Origin of the sequence: Thalassospira tepidiphila MCCC 1A03514, from assembly GCF_001662875.1 — a bacterium.
GTDB classification, from domain to species: Bacteria; Pseudomonadota; Alphaproteobacteria; order Rhodospirillales; family Thalassospiraceae; genus Thalassospira; species Thalassospira tepidiphila.
Genome location: NZ_JPVZ01000009.1, coordinates 116,449 through 137,321 on the forward strand (window position 1 = coordinate 116,449; position 20,873 = coordinate 137,321).

Below are 20,873 nucleotides of genomic sequence, written 5' to 3' on the forward strand. Positions count from 1 at the left end.
TGTGCTCAGAAGATTTGCGACGATTGGTTGAAATCGGCCTTCGAATGTTTCCCCGGCCGATCCGTGATCAGCGGGAACATCCGAAAAATGGGGGGATGCCAAACCCCGCGTCGCGGCAGTGCACAACGTTGCGATGTATCAAAGTAATAGTCGGCCAATCTGGATAGATTAAAAACAACAACGCCCGTCGTGGTCATTTGGAGACCGTCCGATGCTTCATCGCCTGATCGCGCTTTATCGTGAAAATCCCCGCGAAGGACGGCTGTTTGCCGCCATTTCGCTTGGTTTCCTTGCGATCTATTTCATCCCGGCTGGCACGGGGCGGTTTGACAATGCGGTGCTTGAGGCCGTCTATCTGACCAACTGGTATGCCCGCGAACATGTTATTTTGTGTTTGCTTCCGGCCTTTGTGATTGCCGGGGCGATGGCGGTTTACATCAGTCAGGGATCGGTAATGCGTTATCTCGGCCCGGATGCATCGCGCCCGGTCGCCCTTGGCGTGGCATCAATCTCGGGCACGTTGCTGGCGGTTTGTTCCTGCACGGTGTTGCCGCTGTTTGGCGGGATTTACAAACGCGGTGCCGGGCTAGGTCCGGCGATTGCGTTTCTGTATTCCGGGCCCGCGATCAATATCATGGCGATTGTCGTCACGGCCAAGGTATTGGGGGCTGAAATCGGCCTTGCGCGCGGGGTTGGCGCGATTGTGTTTGCCATTGTCATCGGCCTGATCATGCATCTGATCTATCGCCACGAAGAACATGATCGCGCCCAGAAATCCAAACGCGGCTTTGGCGGCGACGATGACGGCAAGCCGCTTTCGATCACCATTGCGTTTTTTGGTCTGATGGTCGGCATTCTGGTGTTTGCCAACTGGGCCTCCGTCCCCGGCAGTCCTGTCTGGATGGCGGTTTATGATGTTAAATGGACCACCACCGCTCTTCTTGCGGCGGGCTTTGCCGGACTTCTGATCTGGCAATGGAATTGGCCGGTTAAACAGGTTGCGGGGCTTGCAGCAATTGTCATCCTTGCTGCCGTGATTTTCCCGCAACATCCGCAACTGGCCTTTGCCATTGGCGTGATCGGCCTGATGATGATTGCACTGACGCGCGATCAGGACCGTGAATGGGTCGATCAAAGCTGGGATTTCACCAAACAGATTTTGCCGCTTCTGGTGATGGGGGTATTCATCGCTGGGCTGCTGCTGGGCCGACCGGGGCATGAAGGCCTGATCCCCAATGAATGGGTGCAGGCAGCGGTTGGCGATAATTCCCTGACCTCCACCGCGCTGGCGTCGGTTCTGGGCGCGTTCATGTATTTTTCGACCTTAACGGAAATCCCGATTGTCGAGGCCCTTATGGGTGCAGGTATGGGCAAGGGGCCTGCCCTGGCGTTGCTTTTGGCCGGGCCTGCTTTGTCACTCCCCAACATGTTGGTTATTCGCACCGTCATCGGCACGCAGAAAACGCTGGTTTACTGCGCGCTGGTCGTCGTCATGGCGACGATTTCGGGCTTTGTTTACGGCAATATTCAATCATTCTGATCACAGGAGATCAAAGATGAAACTCAGCATTTATGGCAGCGGTTGCGCAAAGTGCCAGGCATTGGCCAAAAACGCCGAAGCGGCCGCGCAGGCGCTTGATCTTGATTACGAGATCGAAAAGGTCACCGACACCAACAAGATCATTGATGCCGGCATCATGCGCACCCCGGCCCTGATGGCCGATGACGACATCCTGGTCGAAGGCAAGGTCGCCACCCCGGACGAAATCCGTCAGATGCTGTCGTAGCAAACGCAAAACGCCCCGGCCAAAACTGGCGACGGGGCGTTTTAAATTCGATCAATGAGATCAGATCAGAGATCAAGGTGCCGGCGGCAGATCTTCTTCAAGGATGACAAGGTTCAGCGAGTAGCTGACTTCGCCTTCATCCTCGTCACGATGCACAACACCGACGAACTCGTCGCCAACACGCATTTCAATCGGATGGCCTTTTTTCTTGGGCGAATCAATGGCGATTTTCGGGTTATCAAACGTGCGACGCAGATAATCTTCGACGCGTGCGATCTCTGTCGGTGTCATAGGACTTGCCCCTTGTTCTTTCCAACGGCTTTTGTCTGCAAGACTACAGGATATCTCATACGCACTTTGGCGTCTGCCCTCTATCCTAAAGTCTTTTGTTAAATCTGGTGCACTGTCCTTTCACAAACCGGACAGTAAAATCAAGCCCATCGGGCCAAAAAAGTCGTAAAACCGGCCATTTTTTGCAGCATACGCGTCAAGGAGCCGGATGTTTGCGCATTCCGGTTGTCACGCGATTGTCTATTGCATTGCCCGCGGGCACCGTTTAAGCCAAATATATGACCGAAATCGAAGTTATGCCCAAGACCGACAGCGGCACCGACACCAGCACCGCATCTGCCAAAACCGAGACCGCCGACCTTCCCCCTGCGAAGGCCATAGCAGACGCTGCTGCGCAATCCCGGCCCATCCTTTACAGTTTCCGCCGCTGCCCCTATGCCATGCGCGCACGTATTGCGTTGCTGGCCGCCGAAATTGATGTCGAACTGCGTGAAGTTGTCCTGCGCGACAAACCGCAAAGCATGATTGATGTATCGCCCAAGGCAACCGTCCCGGTTCTGGTCCTGCCCGATGGCACAGTGGTCGATGAAAGCCTTGAAATCATGGTCTGGGCACTTGCGGAAAATGATCCGCTTGAATGGCTGACACCCGAAAGCGGCACACTTGACGACATGCTGGCCCTGATTTCGCAAAATGATGGCCCGTTCAAGCATCACCTTGATCGTTACAAATATCCCAACCGCTATGAAGACGTAGACCCGCTCGAACATCGTCGGGATGCGGAAAAGATCCTTAACCGCCTTGATGGCCGGCTGGCGGTTGGCAAATATCTGTTCGGGTCGCGGCCGGCCTTGGCCGATTTCGCCATTGCCCCCTTCATCCGCCAGTTTGCCAATACCGACAAAGAGGCGTTTGACGCCATGCCGTTCGTCCATGTGCAGCGCTGGCTTGATGATTTCCTGACCTCCGAGCTTTTTGAACGCGCCATGACCAAATATGACCAATGGCACGAAGGCGACACGCCGGTGATTTTCAAGGCGGCGTAAGTTGCTTACTTGTCCTGTTAGCGTTGTACGTCAATCGGCAAGGTCAGCAACCGCGAACTCAGGCATTTGCCATGCGGATCGAGTGCAAGGGACCGCGTGACCCCGCCGCCCAGCGCCTCATACATCACAAAGTTAAGCGCCCCGATCTGCGGCAACTCATAACGCACGACATCGCCTTCGATCAAAGAGCCGAAATGATCACGAACCCGCTCTGCGGTGACCTGTTCAAGCAAAACAGGCCAATCTTCCGGGCGATAGGCAATCACCGAAACGTTTGAGATATTCCCCTTATCGCCGGTGCGCGAATGCGCAATATCGCGAAGCTGCATTTTCACGCCTCCATCATCTCGAACCGCGTTGCTAGCCTGTCTTCGGGCAGGAGCCCTGAAACAATGGCAACGATTTCACGCGTTGATTTGGTTACGCCACCGCCCCCGGCTGGGCCATTCAGATACAGGCTTTCGACTTCCTCGCCAATTCGGGCCGCCGTTTGCAGATCGCGTGTCCTGACGACAAAGCGCACCCGAACTTCTGACGGCGCACAGTCGGATGCCGCAACATCCTTGAAAATCGAATTGACGCCAATCAGTTCACCGCGCACTTCATCACAGGCAATCCCGATTTGCTCAATGCGTTGCAGAAGGATATCAAGTGCGAGTTGCCCGCGCTCTACCGCACCGGGCCCGGCATAGGATATCTGCCCCTCCCCGACACAGCTATCGATATAGCCGATCGATACCTTAAGACTGCCGGTTTTGGGTAAACCATCGCCGTTCGATACCGCCACCCGATCCGGGCCCACTTCGGTGATTTGAACTGCGGAAAAATCGGCAATGACATCGGGCTGGATATAGCGTTTCGGATCATGGACTTCGTATAGCAACTGTTCCTTGCACGTTGCGGCATTCACAAAGCCCCCGGTGCCCGGCAGCTTTGTGATGACGGCGTTGCCATCTTCATCAACCTCGGCAATCGGGAAGCCAAGATTGGCCAGATCGGGCACATCCTTTAAACCCGGATCGGCAAAATAGCCGCCGGTAACCTGCCCGCCGCATTCCAGAAGATGTCCCACAAGCGTACCGCGCCCCAAGCGCGTCCAGTCATCCATCTGCCACCCAAATTCAAATATCTGTGGTGCCAGAAACATCGCGGGATCGGCCGCCCGCCCGGTCAGGACAACATCTGCACCGGCCTTAAGCGCATCAACAATGCCACCTGCCCCCAAATAGGCATTTGCCGAAATCACTTCTTTCTTAAATTCGCCAAGCGTGCAGTTGGCTTCGTCGATCACAAAAGCATCGGGCGAGAGAACATCCAGAACATTGTCGCCTTGCACGGCGGCAACCCGCAGGCCCGAAAGGCCCAGCTCACGCGCAATCTTGATGGTGTGCTTGGCGGCGGCCACCGGATTTGCCGCCCCCATGTTTGATATCACCCGAACACCCTTTTCGCGACAGATCGGTAAAACCGCGCGCATGCGACGTTCAAGCAACGGGTCAAACCCGGCATTCGGATCATGCATTTTGGCCTGCTGGGCAAGCGCGATGGTACGCTCAGCCAGGCATTCGAAAACCAGATAATCGAGATTGCCTTTCGCAGCCAGATCAACAGCCGGTTCAATCCGATCCCCGGAAAAGCCGGCACCTGTGCCAATACGGATGGTTTTCATTGCCCACCCTCCATGGCCGCGCGACGCATGTTGCGCCCGACGAAAAAGGCACCGCCAAGCAACATTGCCGCGATCATTGGCGTCAGAAACGCAGGCCAAAGCGCGACCCCGATGACAATCACAAGCATAGCGCGGTCAAGCCACAGCCTTCCGGTGAATGTCTGCCCGCCCAGCAATGCCGGAATGGCAACCACAAGAACAAGCCCCGACAGCACGGCATTGATAATGGCCAAACCGCCGCCCCCGGCTGTCATGCCCGGATAAAGCAACAACATGAACGGCACAATATAGGTCATCGCCCCAAGTCGCACCGCCTCGAACGCGGCAGGCAGCCAGTTGGTCTGCGCAATCCCGGCCGCGACAAATACCGCTACGCAAACCGGCGGCGTGATCACCGATATGGTGGCAAAGTAAAATACAAAGAGATGGGCTGTAAGCGGCTCGACACCGACCGCGGTCATCGCCGGGGCAAGAACGGCCGCCACCAGCACATAGGCCGCCGTTGTCGGCAATCCCATGCCCATAATCAGGCACACCAGTCCGACAATGATCGCCACAAGAACAGTTGAGTCCCCGGCAATGGCAACAATCATGGAACTCAGCGTCACGCCGATGCCAGTCATGTTGATCATGGAAACAAGAATCTGCGCCCCGGCAAGCAACACACCAATAATCACCATGCCCTTGCCTGCATCGGTCACACCGGCCAGAACGCGCTTGAACATTTCGCCAACCGACAGGCGCCCGGCAGAGGTCGCCACAAACGCAATCAGAAGTGCGATCATCCCATAAAAGGCAGAGGTCGCAACCGAGCGCCCCATAAAGATACCAACCGCAAGTCCCCCAAGGGCTGCGATGATCGGCAGCACCTTGCGCAAGGCAAGAATTTCTGACCAGGCCGGAAGCTCATCCTCGGGCACCAGTTTAAGGTTTCTTCTGGTTGCGACGATGTGGACCGTCACAAACACCGACAGATAAAACAAAACGGCTGGAATGATTGCCGCTACCATGACATCGACATAGGCAATGCCAAGGATCTCGGCCATCACAAACGCGGCCGCCCCCATAATCGGCGGGGCAATTTGCCCACCGGTGGAGGCGACAGCCTCAACGGCCGCGGCCAGTGGCCCCGGATAGCCAAGACGACGCATCATCGGGATGGTGAAATTGCCGGTGGTGGCAACATTGGCAACCGCCGATCCGGAAATCATTCCGAACAGACCGCTCGAAATAATTGCGATCTTGGCCGCACCGCCCTTTTGGCGACCACCAAGACGCATCGCCAGATCCATAAAGCTTTGCCCGCCGCCGGTATGAAGCAACAAGGCACCAAACAGCACAAAGGCTGCAATCACGGTCGCCGCAACACCGGTCAGCATGCCCCAAATCCCAAGATCGCCAAGGAAAATGGTTTCGGTGACAAACTCGATATCAAAACCGCGATGGCCAAGACTGCCCGGAAGATATTCGCCAAGCAGCGCATAAAGCAGCCCGACAATCACAAGGACCGGGAAAATCGCCCCCACGGCACGGCGGCCAATTTCAAGAACCGTCACAACCAGACCAACGGTCAAGGCCATGTCCAGTTGCGTTGCCCATGGCAAAGTGGTCATGATTTCATCGTAGTTCACGACGATATAGCTACATGCGCTGATGGTCACCGCGGCCAGCAACAGATCAACGATCAAGCCGATTGTTCGCCAACCCGTTCCCTTGCCCAACGGATAAAGACTTAGTCCAAGGCACGTCACAAGTGCGAGGAAAACCGCCCTTTGAATAAGGCTCTCAAATGGGCCGGTTGCGGCGGTATAGAAGACGAATATACCCACGAGCAACGCAAACCCGTCGCGGATGCGCACAGACATGACGGTTTTCCTCTAAGAGTTCCGGTTTCTTGTTATTTGGACGGATCGAGTTTGGCCGGGATATCGTAGCCGTTCTCGCGGAACCATTTCGCAGCCCCGGGATGCAGCGGGATTGTCGCATACTGCAAGGTCAGCTCGGCCAGATTGACGCCTTTGACACTTGCCATTGCGGTGCCCTGCACTTCCGTATCCGACATGATCGCGTCGACAATCTTGTAGGCGGCATCTTCGGACAGGCTTGCACCTGCGCCAACACCGACACCAAAGCTCCAGGTGGAATAGGCATCAACGCCGTCTGCGGCACCTTCGGGGATATCAACGACCGAGATATCAGGCATCTTTTCAATCAGGGCCTGTTTCTGATCATCGGTCAGGCTGAGGACCTTGATCGGTGTAAATGTTGCGATATCAAGCGTGGAGCTATCAAGTTTAAGACCGGCACCGGATTTCACATAACCGGTGACACGGTTGTCCTTGATCATGTCCACCACATCGGTGGTCGACCCGCGTACATATTCAGCCGAAAGGCCAAGGGCCTCGAACACGGCCTCTGTCGTGCTTTCGGTTGCTGATCCCTTGATACCGGGATTGAAACGCTTGTCTGCAAGATCGGAAAGCGTCGCAATACCGGAATCTTCACGCACGATCACGTTCTGCGGTGCACCGGTATAAACCCACAACAGACCAAGCCCGTCCATCGCGCGACCGTCAAAGGCCTTGGTCCCGGCATGGGCGTGTTGCGCAACGTTGGTCGTGACCAGACCAAGGTCGATCTGATCGCGTTCAATACGGCGCAGGTTGTCCATCGTCGCACCGGTTTCAACAACGGATGCCTCGATACCATTGTCGGCATCGTTGATCAGCTTGGCCACAGAAACAAAGTAGCCGTAATGCGAAGATGATGCAGACGTCGAGCCGATCAGCAGCTTTTCCTGTGCGAAAGCCGGTACCGACAAACCAAAGGCGAGCACGCCCGCCAAGGCGAGTTTTGAAAGTTTCATAATGTATTCCTCCCTATGCCGTCATCGGCATGTTTAACGTTCCGTCGGCAAGTCTTGTGCTTGGTTGTTTTTGGACGGACCGAAAGTGTCGACCAGTTTCTTTGTTGCAGGAAGATCAAATAATGAGATAATTGATGCATGAAACGCATCAATCTTGATACCGAAGAAATAAGATCCTTCTGTCTTCTTGCCGAAACGGGCAGTTTTCGCAAGACGGCTCAACGACTTGGCATCTCGGGATCAACGCTCAGTCGGCAAATCAGCCGGATCGAAGACCGCACACAGGCGCGGCTTTTTGACCGTGACACACGAAATGTTGCGCTGACCGAACAGGGCAAGATGTTTCTCCGACTGGCGGAAAGGATCCTTAACACCACTGATTCCGCCCTCGATGAATTTGACACCTACCTCAATACCAAACGCGGAAAACTGACCATCGCCGGACTGCCGTCGGTAACGGCCGGATTGCTGCCACCGCTGATTGCCGAATTCATGCAGGCCCACCCGAATGTTGATGTTCAGCTCAATGACATGCTGTCCGAGGGGGTCTTGCGCGAAGTTGAAATGGGACGTGCCGATATCGGCTTTACCGCCGATGTGGTCGAGGACACCGATAATCTATCCTTCCAACGATTGCTGAGCGACCGGTTCATCGCCGTCGGGGCTCCGGGCGGGTTTCTTGACGAAAACCGGACGTACAAATGGGAAGAAATCCTGTCGCAGCCAATGGTCGCGATGTCGCGTGAAACAAGTGTACGCTCGATCATCGATGCCGCCTGCACCCAGCACGGCTTTGCCTTTCACCCCCGCTTTGAGGTGGCCCATCTGGCAACAGCAGGCGCGCTTGTGTCGCAGGGGCTCTGCATTACGGCTCTGCCGTCCCTGACGCTTCCGGTTCTTGGTCGTGCCCCGCTTGTTTTCCGGCAACTGGAAAGCCCGGTTTTGCTGCGCCACATCGGTCTGATCTGGCGATCGGGTCGTACCTTGCCCCCGGCGGCACAGGCATTCTTGCATCTGGTCCGAAGCCGCAACCTCAAATCACTGGTCGCACATCTGGCCACTGAAAACGAAGTGGCTTAGTGGCCAATTTGCACATCTTTCACTTGGCTGGCAAAAAACCGCACTGTGCACTCTTTGCGGACAAATCCACAGCTTAATTCCCCCCATGCGCGATAACATATCCAAGCTTGGAAGGATTATACTTCTGTTACCATTCACAGGCTGGTCATCGTGACCGGCTTGTGCTAGCAAGCGAAGCATCACACCATAACGCTTCAGGACCGGAATTTATGGCCGATTATGATGTCAAGCCGCTGATAACGGCGGACGAGATTGCCACCAAGATCGATGCGCTTGCCGCCGAGATCAATGAAAGCTTCAAGGATACCGAAAAGCTGATTGTTGTCGGCCTGCTGCGCGGCTCCTTTGTTTTCATCGCCGATCTGGTACGCAAACTGACCGTGCCGGTCGAAGTCGACTTCATGGTCGCATCAAGCTATGGCGATTCCACGGAAAGTTCGCGCAACGTGCGCATCGTCAAGGACCTTGATGGTCAGATCCGTGGCAAGGATGTCGTGCTGGTTGAAGACATCATTGATACCGGCTACACCCTGTCGGAAGTGGTTCGGCTTCTGAAAACCCGCGACCCGAACCGTCTGGAAATCTGCACGCTTTTGAACAAGCCGTCGCGCCGCGAAGTTGAAATCCCGATTGATTTCTGCGGCTTTGATATCCCTGACGAATTTGTGGTCGGTTATGGCATCGATTATGCCCAGAACAACCGCAACCTGCCCTTCATCGGCACGGTCCATTTCCACGGCGAATAAGCCGGGCGAAAACAGAATTAAAAAAAGGCGGGCAGCTTGATCAGCTATCCCGCCTTTTTTGTATTCGGATCATGGTGCGCTTCTTGGGTTTCCATCTGTCCCTTCGGGGGATCGAAGATGCCAAGAGCAGCAAGGTCGGTGACCATTTTATCAAACCCCGATTGCATGCGCGGTTTGTTGCCCTGGCCGGTGGCATAGCCGGTCATGGCCGAATGCACCAAAAGATCAAACAACATGTCGTCTTCGGTTTTTTGCCTGCGCGCAGCATCGTCATGCACGGCTGCGGGATCAACCGCATCACCGGGATCACGCTGTAACATGATGGCAAGGGCAACCAGCCCCAGTGTCACCATCGTGCCGCCAATCGCCATGGCAGCCGCAATCGCGCCAAAGGATGCGGCAATCGCCATATAGATGGCCGCCAACAAGAACCCTGCCCCGATCAACATCACAATTGCGATCGCGGCAAAAGCCGCGCCCTTTCGGACCGCGGCCTTTGCCTGATCGACAAGTATGTCGGTCAGCTGATCAATCATTTCTGCAGCAGACGGCCGATAAGCAGGCCGACACCAAAGGTCACGGCTACAGATGCCAGCGGGTTCTCGCGAACCTGATCCACAGCCACACCGCGTGCATGATCAAACTGATCACGCGCCTGACCGGTCACTTCACGAATGCGCTCCGCAGCTGCCTGCGTTCTGGTCTCTGCCGCCTGACCACCCATCGCCTTCAGGGTTTTGGTGATTTCGGCCAGATCGCTGCGCAGGGCATCGACATCCGCCTGCAGTTTTGCATTATCAGCAGTCGTCTCGGTCTTGGTCGCCATGGTTTTCTCCTATTGTCTTGAAAACAGCAACACACAGGAAACGTGCGGACATGGCATAAGGTTCCCCAACCAATTGTGATGATTTCGGGGCATAACGGTTTGACCATACATAAAAACCCGTCAACCGATGCCAAAAAGAAACGGTCCGCGTGGGTTGCGGACCGTTTCATGACCTGTCGGACTTCTGGGCGGAAATGGAGAGCGGGACTTCTCCGTCGGGGGTGGGTATCCCCGTTACGTTGATCAGTAAGGCAGACCGACGTAATTTTCCGACAGGGTTTTCAGACCTGCTTTTGACGACAGGATATATTCAATCTCTGCATTGCGAATGCGACCATCAAATTCATTCTGGTCATCAAAGGTATGCAGCATGGATGTCATCCACCACGAGAACCGCTCTGCCTTCCAGACGCGGGCCAGTGCCGTATCGGAATAGCTTGCCAGCAGATCTTCGCGGTTGGATTTGTATTTTGCGATCAAGGCCTCGGACAGGTAGTGAACGTCACTCGCCGCAAGATTAAGACCCTTGGCACCGGTGGGCGGCACGATATGGGCGGCATCACCGGCAAGGAACAGACGGCCGTGTTGCATCGGTTCGGCAACAAAACTGCGCAGCGGCGCGATGCTTTTTTCGAACACTTCGCCCTCATTGACCAGTTCGGCGTCCTCTTCACCAAGACGGGTGCGAAGCTCGTTCCAGAACCGATCATCTGACCAGTCTTCGATCTTGTCCGTCATCGGCACCTGAACATAGTGGCGCACAACCTTGTCCGAGCGCATCGAACACAAAGCAAAGCCGCGGTCATGCTTGGCGTAAATCAGTTCTTCGGCAACCGGCTTTGCATGGGCCAGAACGCCCAGCCAACCGAACGGATAGACCTTCTCGAACTCCTTGACGCCCGGCAGGGTCTTGCGCCCAACGCCGTGGAAACCGTCACACGCCGCAATATAGTCGCACGTCAGTTCAAGCGCGTTGCCATCTTTGACATATCGAACACTTGGCGTGTCGCCATTGATGTCATGCAAGCTGACATCTTCGGCCTCAAAGATGATTTCGCCGCCGTGATCAAGGCGCGCCTGAATCAGATCCTTGGTGACCTCAGTCTGGCCATACACCATGACGGTCGAACCGCCGGTAAGTTCTTCGATATTCACATGCGTGCGCTTGCCATTGACGCTGATATAGATGCCGCCATGGATGATGCCTTCCTTGTTCATGCGGGCATCGACGCCAACACGTTTCATCAGATCGACCGTTCCCATTTCCAGAACGCCTGCACGAATGCGACCCTCGACATAGTCGCGGCTTTTGCGTTCCAGAATAATGGACTCAATCCCCTGCACATGCAGCAGATGTGACAGCAGCAGACCAGCCGGGCCCGAACCAACGATAACGACAGGGACATGCATGACGATTTCCTAACAAGATCACGGTTTTTGGTTCTGTTTTTGAATTGGAACAAGAACCGTTCCATTGCGGAAAGAATACGCTTGTTACTGTAAGGACAGAATGGACAAACCGGGATAATGATTGGACAAATCGAACATGTATTTGGTTTTGGTTATACCTTGTGCGCAATCTGGTTCTACCCGTCAGACGGACGCCCTGTCGCCAATGGCCGATCCTTGTCTGGGAACAAGCGTAATAGTGCCGGAAAATTCATCGCATTTGTCGTCGTGATGAAAAATTCATCCTGTGAACTGTCGATCCTTTGTCAGCACTATGCTAAGTTGTTTCTTTCGGCCCTGCACAATGGCCGGAAAGCCCTTAAATCTGCGACAGAACGGGAAGATGCCTCAAAGCCGCGCCATCGCCATTTTCACAGATCTTGACGGCACATTGCTTGATCATGACACCTATAGCTGGACGGATGCCCGCCCCGCACTGGATCGGCTGAAGCAGCTTTCCATTCCCCTGATCGCGGTATCTTCAAAAACACTTGCCGAACTGGAACATATCAATCAGACATCCGGTCTGTTTGACGGACTTATCGGCGAGAACGGCGGCGTTATCGCGCTGAATGGCAATGTCGAACAATATGGCCCGGCCAGCGAAACCGTTGATCGCACCCGCGAAGAAATCAAGTCGGCGGTCACAGTCCCGGTCGAAAGCTTTCGCACCGTAAGCCAGGAAATTATTGCAACAGAAACCGGCTTGCCGCTTGAAGACGCCATTCGCGCCGGTCAGCGTCACTGCTCAGACCCGCTGATCTGGCAGCCCGCGGCCAAGGACATCGCCCTTGCCCGCAAGATTGCCGAAAAGCATGATTTGACGCTGGTGAAAGGTGGACGGTTCCACACTTTGTGCGGCCCCTCAAGCAAGGGACAAGCCATGCGGCGCATGGTCGAACGCCTGAGCGTCACCTGGCTTGAAGATGCGCCTGAAAACAAACGCCAGCAACGCTTTACGACGATAGCGCTCGGAGATTCCCCAAACGATATCCCCATGCTGGCCGAGGCAGATTATGCCGTTCAAATTCCGTCAAAGCATGACAAACGCACAGTCGCGATGCTTGATCATCCCAACCTGCGCATTGCCCCCCGACCGGGACCGGCGGGATGGAACAAAGCGGTTAACGACATTCTGGATCAGATAATAGGTCCTGACCCTAATACCAATAAAAACAGCGAGGTACTTCATGGCTGATTTCCATCAGGGTGGCCCGATCACAACCCTTCATCGCATTCTTGACCGAAACCCGGAAGAACTCGCCTATGAAATGAACGCCTTTGCCCGTCAACGGCGTCAGACCCTTATTCTGCCCTGCCTGTATTCCGAATTGGAAACTCCGGCGATGACAACAATTGTCGAAGGGCTGAAACAGGCAACCTATATCGACCAGATCGTTGTCGGGCTGGACCGCGCCGATGCGCAGCAATATCTGCATGCGCGCGAGTTCTTCAAGGATCTGCCGCAACATGTCCGCATTCTTTGGAATGACGGGCCGCGCTTGCGCAGCGTTCATGATCGCCTGAATGAAAACAATCTGGCCCGTTATGAGCCGGGCAAGGGTCGTAACGTCTGGTACTGCCTGGGCTATACGCTGGCATCCGGGCGCAGCTCCGTTATCGGTATTCATGACTGTGACATCGCGACCTATACGCCCGATCTGCCAGCCAAGCTGATGTATCCGATTGCCAACCCGGCCTTCAACTTTGCCTTTGCCAAGGGCTATTATGCGCGGGTTGCCAATGGCACGCTTAAAGGGCGCGTTTGCCGCCTGTTTGTCACACCGTTGATCCGTGCGCTTAAGCAGGTCGTCGGCAAGACCGATTTCCTCAACTATCTTGATTGCTTCCGCTATGCGCTGTCAGGCGAAATGGCGATCAGAACCGACGTGGCCTATGGCCTTCGCGTCGCATCCGACTGGGGTCTTGAAGTTTCCATGCTCTCGGAGATGTATCGTAATCACACGGTCCATCGCCTCGCCCAGGTCGATATCGCCGATATCTATGATCACAAGCACCGTGAGTTTGATCCGGCGCAAAAGGATGACGGCCTGTCACGCATGGCAAGTGACATTGCCAAATCCCTGTTCCGTAAACTGGCGACCCAGGGCACGGTCTTCACCCCGGAAACCTTCAGAACACTCAAGGCAACCTATTACCGGGCTGCCCTTGACCTGATTGAACAATACCGTGCCGATGCGCTGTTTAACGGGCTCAAGATCAATCGTGACGAGGAAGAAAACTGTGTCGAAGTCCTGTCCGAAGTGATCATCAGTGCCGGTCAGCACTATCTTGAAAACCCGCTGGAAAGCCCGTTCATTCCAAGCTGGCAGCGTGTTGAAAGTGCGATGGGCGACATCTTCGAACAGCTTTCAGCTGCGGTTGAAGATGACCTCAACGACATGGATATTGGCAAGGTATAGCGCGCGTAATTAATCGTGCCTAATCATCGACCGGAAAAATCGCAAGGAAGATCTGCATAACATCTTCCTTGCCTGGTTTTTGCAGCAGAACCGGCAAAAGCAACCGGATGCCGCTCTGCCATTCCCTTTGAAAAATTCGCAAATGATGGATCTGTGGTCGGAGCGTGGTTCGTACAGCGGTCATCGCCGCATGCAGTCCGCTTGAAAAGCGGCAATCGACTTCGCGGGCAAACGCACCGCGCCAGTTTTCACCGGTCAGTGCGATAATGTTTTCGCCTTCAAGCCGTATCTGAAAGTCATCCTTTTCCGGGACATATTCATAGATAGAAATATCGTCGATCCAAGGGATTAGGTTATCAGGCTGGAAATCTGATCGTGTGGGAAGATTGCCCTCTGACGCATGCGCGTTCCAGAAATCCAGAAGAGCCTGCGCAGCAGGCGGCGCATCATCATCAAGATATGTTAACGGGATTTCCCTATCCCGTTCACCACCAAGCTTTGCCATAACATTCCCAGTCACACTGCCATCGCATGCATGCATCGAGACATGCATTGGACCCATCGCCCCTTTCCTTATCCACGTGGGGCGTGACACCATGCGAAACAAGCGCGGCGTTAATCCGGCTCGCTTTGCCCGCGATAGAGAAAATGGGTGACAAAGACCTGCTTGATCACCTTGCCAGCCCGGTCCGTGGTCTGGACCGGCAACATTATGCGCAGCCATTCCTCCCAAACCATGCGTTCATGGCCGACACGGTGAAAGGCGGGCTTTCCGGTATCAATCACTTCCAGAAGTGTTGGATACACAGTGGTGCCGAAATCGAGATCAATCTGGCGCGGCGAGCACCCCTGATAACATTCGCCACTTGCGGCAATGATATTGGGTGCATCAATACGGATTATGAAATCACGTTTTTCGGGAAGGAATTCATAGATGCAGATGTCATCGATCCACTGCGACAGAACATCAGCATTCAGACGCTTGCGGTCGGGAATTTGCCCGTTACGTGCCGCATCCCACCAAATTTCCACATATGCCCGAACGCGGTAATCCGTATCATCGGGCAAGTGCGGAATCCGAACTTCCAGCGCATAAGCCATTGCGCTTCATGCCCCCTCGATCTTCCATCTTTGGCGTCACGCATACAGGAAACAAATAACCGTGCGCAACCGCATTTCAGCCTACCAAATACACGTTATAGTTTAATGATTTTAAGTAGTACGATAGAGCACGGAATAACCGCAATTTGAAAAGTCCACGCACCACAAATAAAAACGATGCCGAATGATGGCTTCTAGCCCAGAAACACCGATGCCGCGGGTTGCACGAATGTCTGCTATTTTTGGATAAAGCTCATCTCGTGTTTACTCTGATGATGATCTTTTCGACGGTTGTTGAACACACTGATGGGAGCCCTACGGTAGGGAGCAGAGAAAGGAGGATGAAGTGATTGGCTACACAATGGTCGGTACAAATGATCTCAATCGGGCCAAGGCTTTCTACGATCCGCTTTTCGAGATGATGGGGCTATCGCCTTGTTACGAGGATGAGCAAGTCGTGTCGTGGGGCGACCGGCATGATGAGACTGTACCCCGATTTTTCTCCTGCCATCCGTATGACGGCAATCCCGCCAGCGTTGGAAATGGCGCGATGACTACGTTTCGAGTGCCAACAGCAACCTCGGTCGACGCGTTGTACGAAATAGCGATAGCAGGCGGCGGGCGAGACGAAGGCCGCCCTGGCTTTCGCCCGGAACGATATGGCGACAAGTTCTATGTTGCGTACGTGCGCGATCCAGATGGAAACAAGCTGGCGTTCGCATGCTATGATGGAAGGTCAACCCCTTAGATTTGTCTGAGAGTGCCAAAACGCCGTTTGAGGTAGAAAAAAAAGGGGGCAGATTTATTTTTCGGTCGTATTTTTCAGTCGCCATTCTAAGAAGCACCACAAGAGGCACGAAAAACCGCCAGATTTTCGCCACTTGGCGCCGCCCTCTCCGCTATTTCGAACGCAAGCCCCTAAACCGGCATTGCATCCCGATACCGCTGCAAAAGACGGCTTTCGGTGCGGTTGCGGCCGTCCATGTTGGAGATCCAGACGATCTGGTAAGGCGCCAATTTCATCACGCCGTTATAGTCTTCTACGACCTGTTGCGTAATCAGGTCCTGCCAGCCTTCGGTCATGATCAGGTTGATCTTGGATAGATCAAGGTCCTGGGGCTTTTCAGTCAGGTTAAAGACGCAGAAAATGCTTTGTTCATTAAGATGCGATTGCCGCCAGACGCCCAGAAGTTCCGAGCCAAGATTAAGGGTATATTGCGTGGCATTCGGGTGGAAGGCCGGCTGCCCCTGACGGATCGACATCAGCGCGCGCAACTGATCAAAGGCCGATCGTGCCACACCTTCGCGTGACAGCGTTTCCTCGGCATCATCAAGCTTCCAGATTTTCCGGTTCAGACGCCTTGGAATGCCGGTTTCCTCATAAGCCTTCTGATCGTTTTCAGTTGCCAGAATGGTCTGGATATAGATCGCCGGAATGCCTTCAAGCGACATGGCGATCGCCTGGCTCATCACAAAGCGCTCAAGCCCCATGGTGGCCTCGCCAGCGAAGTTTTGTGCCAGCATGCTAAACAACGTGACATTAAGCTCATAAGGTTTCTGCCCGCCACCCTTGAGCGCACGGTAACTGACCTGCCCGCCCATCTTGACCGCATGATCGCGCAGGCCTTCGATATCCTCATCCGGAATCAGGTTTTCGGCCGGGCGCAGGCCGATGCCATCGTGGCTGGCGGTGAAGTTAAAGAAGGTACAGCCCGCAGGCGCCGGTGGCATTGCCATGATGCATTTGCGGATAAAATCGCTTCGTCCACTCAGCAACGCATGAATGATCACCGGCGGCAACGAGAAGTTATAAATCAGGTGCGCTTCGTCCTGATTGCCAAAGTAGGACAGGTTTTCGAGCAGCGGCAGGTTGGTTTCGGTAATGAACAACACATCCGGATGCACCGCATTACACGCCAGACGCATCGCCTTGATCAGTTTGTGGGTCTGATCAAGGTTGATCGAGGTCGTGCCGACTTCCTTCCAGATAAAGCCGATGGCATCCAACCGCACCACGCGCACGCCGTGCTTGAGGTAGTTCAGAACCACTCTGAGCATCTCAAAGAATACGTCCGGATTGCCGTAATCCAGATCCACCTGGTCATAGCTAAAGGTGCACCAGACCTGCTTCTCACCCTGCTTGGTCACCACGTGATTGAGCAACGCATGACTGCGCGGGCGGACGACATCGGAAAGGTCATCTTCAAGATTTGCGGTCTTGATGTAATCAATGCCGGGCTTTTCGCCTGCCAGAAACTGCTGATACCACGGGTGGGATGCCGAAATATGGTTTGCCACCAGATCGGCCATCACGGTTGCGTGCTTTGACAGTTCCTCGACATCGCTCCAGTCGCCGAGTTCCGGGCGGAGCATGTCAAAGTCGCTAACCGAAAAGCCGTCATCGGAAGTGAAGGGATGGAACGGCAGGATATGAATACCCGTCAGCCAGTCTTTCAGCCACTTACGATGAAACTCGCCAAGGCTTTGCAGCCCCTTCTTGCCGTCCTGCTGGATGCTGTCGCCATAGGTGATCAGAAACGCATCTCGCTGATCCCATTTGCGCAAATATTCCTCGCAGGGTTCCGGTCCGTCGCCCTCAATCGGCAAGCCAAGAACTTCAAAAACCCGACGCACCAAATCCGCTTGATCGTGCCCGGGATACACATCCGCAAGGAGGTTGCGCATCGCGCTTGCAAACGCGATACGTCCCGATGTTCCAACGACACGATCCATAATGGTTCCTTCCGGGTAGGCAATTCAAATAATTAGCTCAATCAAATAATGAAATTGCCTGCGATGCAAGCAGGCATTTTGCGATGCCACAATACAGTGCATCTGATCAAAACGATGACGCCCGACAATATGCCGGGCGCCGATCATTAATGACATAAGCAGTCGCTTAAGGCGCAATCGTTACCTCAACAAACGCATGGGTGCGTTTGGTGTCGATATGCTTGATGGCATCGCGCAGGATACCGGGCAAATCTTCGGCGCGTTTGGCCTTGGCAACCCAGGCGCGGCTGGCCTCGGCGACCTTGGTGAAATCGGGGCTGGGTTTAAGGGCGGTCAGCGGCATTTCGTTGGTTTTTGCCGCATAACCATCGGGATACATCCCCGTCACAGACTGGCGCACCGCCCCCCATTCATTGTTATTCAGAACAAGGATCAGGATCGGAAGCTCCAACGCCTCGGCAATCTGATGACACGCCGTCGGGTTGGCAAACATATAGGATCCGTCCCCCATCGTCGCGACGACCAGTTTATTCTTGTCCGCCAACTGATACCCCATCGCCGCCGGGAAGGACCAACCAAGCCCACCCGAATGGGGTTCCTGATACCAGCTGCTATGTTCAGAAAGCGAAAGCGGCTCCAGCGGGCACCCAAGCTCGGAAAACACCGTCGCCGCCCGACCTGAAATCGCATCGGACAAGCAGCGTGATACATAAGCCTTGGTCATCGGGTCCACCGCCCCGGCATCCGCCGCCGCCAACGCCTTTTTACGGGTTTCGGCATTGATGGCTGCCACCTTGGCCCGGCGATCCTCGCAAACAGATTTTTGGTCGTCATGACGATGATCCATGGCATCCGCCAGCATCATGATCACATCACCGGTTTCACCAACAAGCGAGATATCGGCGGCAAAATTACGCCCCGGGAAACGCGAATAAAGCGGGTTCTGCCCGATCTGGATGACTTTGCAGTCATCCGGCAAATCATGGATATCGGGCGACCAGGGGGCGAGACAATCGATCACCACCACCGCATCGGCATTTTTAAGCCACGGCGCTGGGTCCATCCCGGCAAACATCGGGTGTTCGGTGCCAATGGCAAGCTGGATCGCCCAGTATTGCACCACCGGAATGCCCCACTGATCGACCAGATCGCCAAAGCGGCCAAAGGCTTCCGCCGTGCCCGTTCCACGCTGGGCAATGATCACCGGGTTTTTGGCATTGGCCAGAATGTCGGCTGCCTGTTCCACCACGGCCTGTGGCGGGGCGACAGGCACCGGCTGCATACGAAGCGGACCTTCGATCTGATCACTCGGGCACGGTTCGCACAAAACTTCACGCGGCAGGCTGACATAGGTCGGGCCCTTGGGCACCGATGATGCAATCGCATAAGCACGGTCGACAACATCCGGCACCTGTTCGGGGAATTTAAGCTCATACTCCCATTTCGTGCTTTCGCGCACCAGCGCTGCCTGATCGCGCATTTCCTGGCCCCAACCAATCGGCACGGTGCGCGCCCCCAGACGCCCCTTTTCCATCACTGGCGTTCGGCCCGACATCAAAACAACCGGCACATGTTCGGTCGCGGCATTGATCGCCCCGATTGCACAGTTGGCAAGGCCAACATTGGTATGCGCCATCACGGCCTGCGTCTTGCCGGTGGCAAGGTAATAGCCGTGCGCCATCCCCATCGCCGCATTTTCGTGCGGCATGATCAGCGCGTGCGGCAGGTCGATATCCTTTGCCGCGGCCTCGGCCAACCCTTCGATGATTGGCGGGAAATCGGTCCCTGAATTGGCAAAGATGTAATCAATCCCGATGGCCTTCATGCGGGCCAGGACCGCCCCACCGGCAGTCAGGGTCAGTTGGCCGGGATTTTCCTGCTTGTCGCTTTTCATCAGACGCCTCTTGCTTTCCGGGCGCATGCCCGTTATTTCTATAGTTGAAATATGATTTATAATATAGTTTATTATTGAAATCCGGTGGTCGTCAAGACGGCACAGCGGCGTCCGATCTGTTTGCGTGGAGAAAAGCAACCCGATGACCAGCCAACTCAATGGTTCCGTGCTTAAGGCCTTTAAAATTCTTGATCTGTTTGCGGCGGGGCAAAGTGAACTGACCGCCAAGGAAACGGCCGATGCACTAGGCATCAACATGATCACCGCCCACCGGTTTCTGCACACACTGGTGCATGCCGGGGCATTGCGGGTGACGTCACGCGGGGTTTTCAGGCTGGGGTATATGTTTGCCGATCTGGGGGATCGTGTTTTGCACGATGGCAACCTGCCGACCATCCTGCAGCCGATCCTTGATCAGCTGGCGCGCGAAACAGGCGAAGCCTGCATGGCAACCGAATTTGATCGCGACGCAGCAGTTTGCATCGCCAAGGCCCTCCCCGACCGGGCGCTTTATGTCGATATCCGGATTGGGTCGCGGCTTGATGCCTTTTGCACAGCGCATGGCAAGCTGTGGCTGGCGCATCTCAGCCCCGATGATCAGGACCGCTATTTCAAAAATGCCCGCCTTAAGGGGATGACGGATCACACCATCACCGATCTTGATGCACTAAAGGTCGAACTTGCCCACATCCGCGATCAGGGCTTTTCCACCAATAATGGCGAGCGCGAAAAAGACATCTATGCCATCGCCGTGCCGATCCTGACCAAACATGGCAATATGATCTCGGCCTTTTCGGTATTTGGCGCATCAGTTGAGATACTTGACCAGAACCGCCAGAGCCTTCTAGAGAGCACGCAAATTGCCGCACATCTTGCAAAAATTACAATTTGCGGCGCGAACTGATTAGCCGACCAATACTGCTATCATACGCTTATCCCCTGAACCCTTTGTGACCATGCTA

Annotated in this window: 21 protein-coding genes; 9 read left to right on the forward strand and 12 right to left on the reverse strand. The window is 54.8% G+C overall.

Annotated elements, in window-relative coordinates; genetic code table 11:
- Positions 1 to 211 precede the first annotated feature (211 nt).
- Complete coding sequence (locus TH4_RS17060) at positions 212 to 1,540, forward strand: permease (protein ID WP_083997164.1); 1,329 nt, start codon at positions 212 to 214, stop codon at positions 1,538 to 1,540.
- A 16-nt stretch (positions 1,541 to 1,556) separates the two neighbouring features.
- Positions 1,557 to 1,787, forward strand: a complete 231-nt coding sequence (locus TH4_RS17065; RefSeq protein ID WP_008891915.1) for a thioredoxin family protein — start codon at positions 1,557 to 1,559, stop codon at positions 1,785 to 1,787.
- 72 nt (positions 1,788 to 1,859) lie between these two features.
- Here the strand turns inward: TH4_RS17065 and TH4_RS17070 are convergent, their stop codons facing one another.
- Entirely contained in the window at positions 1,860 to 2,078 is a 219-nt protein-coding gene (locus TH4_RS17070; RefSeq protein ID WP_064782061.1) for a DUF3126 family protein, read from the reverse strand.
- 278 nt (positions 2,079 to 2,356) lie between these two features.
- Between TH4_RS17070 and TH4_RS17075 the strand changes: the two genes are divergently transcribed.
- Positions 2,357 to 3,124: a glutathione S-transferase gene (locus tag TH4_RS17075; RefSeq protein ID WP_083997165.1), complete on the forward strand. Its 768-nt coding sequence runs from the start codon at positions 2,357 to 2,359 to the stop codon at positions 3,122 to 3,124.
- Positions 3,125 to 3,141: 17 nt separating this feature from the next.
- On the opposite strand, the gene TH4_RS17080 is transcribed toward TH4_RS17075, so the two are convergent.
- The 4 genes from TH4_RS17080 to TH4_RS17095 are packed head-to-tail and all read right to left on the reverse strand — an operon-like array spanning position 3,142 to position 7,659.
- Positions 3,142 to 3,453, reverse strand: a complete 312-nt coding sequence (locus tag TH4_RS17080; protein ID WP_064782062.1) for an AtuA-related protein — start codon at positions 3,451 to 3,453, stop codon at positions 3,142 to 3,144.
- Positions 3,454 to 3,455: 2 nt separating this feature from the next.
- The gene (locus tag TH4_RS17085) at positions 3,456 to 4,793 is read right to left on the reverse strand and encodes an acyclic terpene utilization AtuA family protein (protein WP_064782063.1); all 1,338 of its coding nucleotides are present in this window, start codon (positions 4,791 to 4,793) and stop codon (positions 3,456 to 3,458) included.
- On the reverse strand, positions 4,790 to 6,658 hold the full coding sequence (locus TH4_RS17090) for a TRAP transporter permease (RefSeq protein ID WP_064782064.1): 1,869 nt from the start codon (positions 6,656 to 6,658) through the stop codon (positions 4,790 to 4,792). The genes TH4_RS17085 and TH4_RS17090 overlap by 4 nt, the downstream gene beginning before the upstream one ends.
- Positions 6,659 to 6,690: 32 nt before the next feature.
- Positions 6,691 to 7,659, reverse strand: coding sequence for a TAXI family TRAP transporter solute-binding subunit (locus tag TH4_RS17095; protein WP_008891921.1), 969 nt, complete (start codon positions 7,657 to 7,659; stop codon positions 6,691 to 6,693).
- Between the two features lie 138 nt (positions 7,660 to 7,797).
- On the opposite strand from TH4_RS17095, the gene TH4_RS17100 reads away from it, so the two are divergent.
- Both TH4_RS17100 and hpt read left to right on the forward strand, forming a co-directional pair.
- Positions 7,798 to 8,739 (forward strand): LysR family transcriptional regulator, encoded by a 942-nt coding sequence (locus TH4_RS17100; protein WP_008891922.1) that lies wholly within the window; start codon positions 7,798 to 7,800, stop codon positions 8,737 to 8,739.
- 209 nt (positions 8,740 to 8,948) lie between these two features.
- On the forward strand, positions 8,949 to 9,485 hold the full coding sequence (gene hpt / locus TH4_RS17105) for a hypoxanthine phosphoribosyltransferase (RefSeq protein WP_008891923.1): 537 nt from the start codon (positions 8,949 to 8,951) through the stop codon (positions 9,483 to 9,485).
- A gap of 44 nt (positions 9,486 to 9,529) precedes the next feature.
- Here hpt and TH4_RS17110 read toward each other — a convergent pair whose 3' ends face one another.
- The 3 genes from TH4_RS17110 to pobA all read right to left on the reverse strand — a co-directional run bounded on the left by TH4_RS17110 (position 9,530) and on the right by pobA (position 11,721).
- A complete protein-coding gene (locus TH4_RS17110) occupies positions 9,530 to 10,021 on the reverse strand; it encodes a hypothetical protein (RefSeq protein ID WP_064782065.1) in 492 nt (163 codons plus the stop codon).
- A complete protein-coding gene (locus TH4_RS17115; protein ID WP_063086883.1) occupies positions 10,018 to 10,311 on the reverse strand; it encodes an ElaB/YgaM/YqjD family protein in 294 nt (97 codons plus the stop codon). The genes TH4_RS17110 and TH4_RS17115 overlap by 4 nt, the downstream gene beginning before the upstream one ends.
- Before the next feature lie 243 nt (positions 10,312 to 10,554).
- Positions 10,555 to 11,721, reverse strand: a complete 1,167-nt coding sequence (gene pobA / locus TH4_RS17120; RefSeq protein ID WP_064782066.1) for a 4-hydroxybenzoate 3-monooxygenase — start codon at positions 11,719 to 11,721, stop codon at positions 10,555 to 10,557.
- Positions 11,722 to 12,103: 382 nt separating this feature from the next.
- Here pobA and TH4_RS17130 point away from each other — a divergent pair, with 382 nt between their 5' ends.
- Both TH4_RS17130 and TH4_RS17135 read left to right on the forward strand, forming a co-directional pair.
- Positions 12,104 to 12,958 (forward strand): HAD-IIB family hydrolase, encoded by an 855-nt coding sequence (locus TH4_RS17130; RefSeq protein WP_064782068.1) that lies wholly within the window; start codon positions 12,104 to 12,106, stop codon positions 12,956 to 12,958.
- The gene (locus TH4_RS17135) at positions 12,951 to 14,183 is read left to right on the forward strand and encodes a glycosyltransferase family protein (protein WP_064782069.1); all 1,233 of its coding nucleotides are present in this window, start codon (positions 12,951 to 12,953) and stop codon (positions 14,181 to 14,183) included. The genes TH4_RS17130 and TH4_RS17135 overlap by 8 nt, the downstream gene beginning before the upstream one ends.
- Before the next feature lie 19 nt (positions 14,184 to 14,202).
- Here the strand turns inward: TH4_RS17135 and TH4_RS17140 are convergent, their stop codons facing one another.
- Together TH4_RS17140 and TH4_RS17145 are read right to left on the reverse strand one after the other, a co-directional pair.
- Positions 14,203 to 14,745: a PAS domain-containing protein gene (locus TH4_RS17140; protein WP_167351232.1), complete on the reverse strand. Its 543-nt coding sequence runs from the start codon at positions 14,743 to 14,745 to the stop codon at positions 14,203 to 14,205.
- Positions 14,746 to 14,798: 53 nt separating this feature from the next.
- A complete protein-coding gene (locus TH4_RS17145) occupies positions 14,799 to 15,284 on the reverse strand; it encodes a hypothetical protein (protein WP_064782071.1) in 486 nt (161 codons plus the stop codon).
- 346 nt (positions 15,285 to 15,630) lie between these two features.
- On the opposite strand from TH4_RS17145, the gene TH4_RS17150 reads away from it, so the two are divergent.
- A complete protein-coding gene (locus TH4_RS17150; protein WP_064782072.1) occupies positions 15,631 to 16,032 on the forward strand; it encodes a VOC family protein in 402 nt (133 codons plus the stop codon).
- 170 nt (positions 16,033 to 16,202) lie between these two features.
- Here TH4_RS17150 and TH4_RS17155 read toward each other — a convergent pair whose 3' ends face one another.
- Both TH4_RS17155 and TH4_RS17160 read right to left on the reverse strand, forming a co-directional pair.
- A complete protein-coding gene (locus TH4_RS17155) occupies positions 16,203 to 18,017 on the reverse strand; it encodes an alpha-amylase family glycosyl hydrolase (protein ID WP_064782073.1) in 1,815 nt (604 codons plus the stop codon).
- A gap of 166 nt (positions 18,018 to 18,183) precedes the next feature.
- A complete protein-coding gene (locus TH4_RS17160) occupies positions 18,184 to 19,911 on the reverse strand; it encodes a thiamine pyrophosphate-requiring protein (protein WP_064782094.1) in 1,728 nt (575 codons plus the stop codon).
- A 142-nt stretch (positions 19,912 to 20,053) separates the two neighbouring features.
- On the opposite strand from TH4_RS17160, the gene TH4_RS17165 reads away from it, so the two are divergent.
- Positions 20,054 to 20,815, forward strand: coding sequence for an IclR family transcriptional regulator (locus tag TH4_RS17165; RefSeq protein ID WP_064782074.1), 762 nt, complete (start codon positions 20,054 to 20,056; stop codon positions 20,813 to 20,815).
- Positions 20,816 to 20,873: the final 58 nt, after the last annotated feature.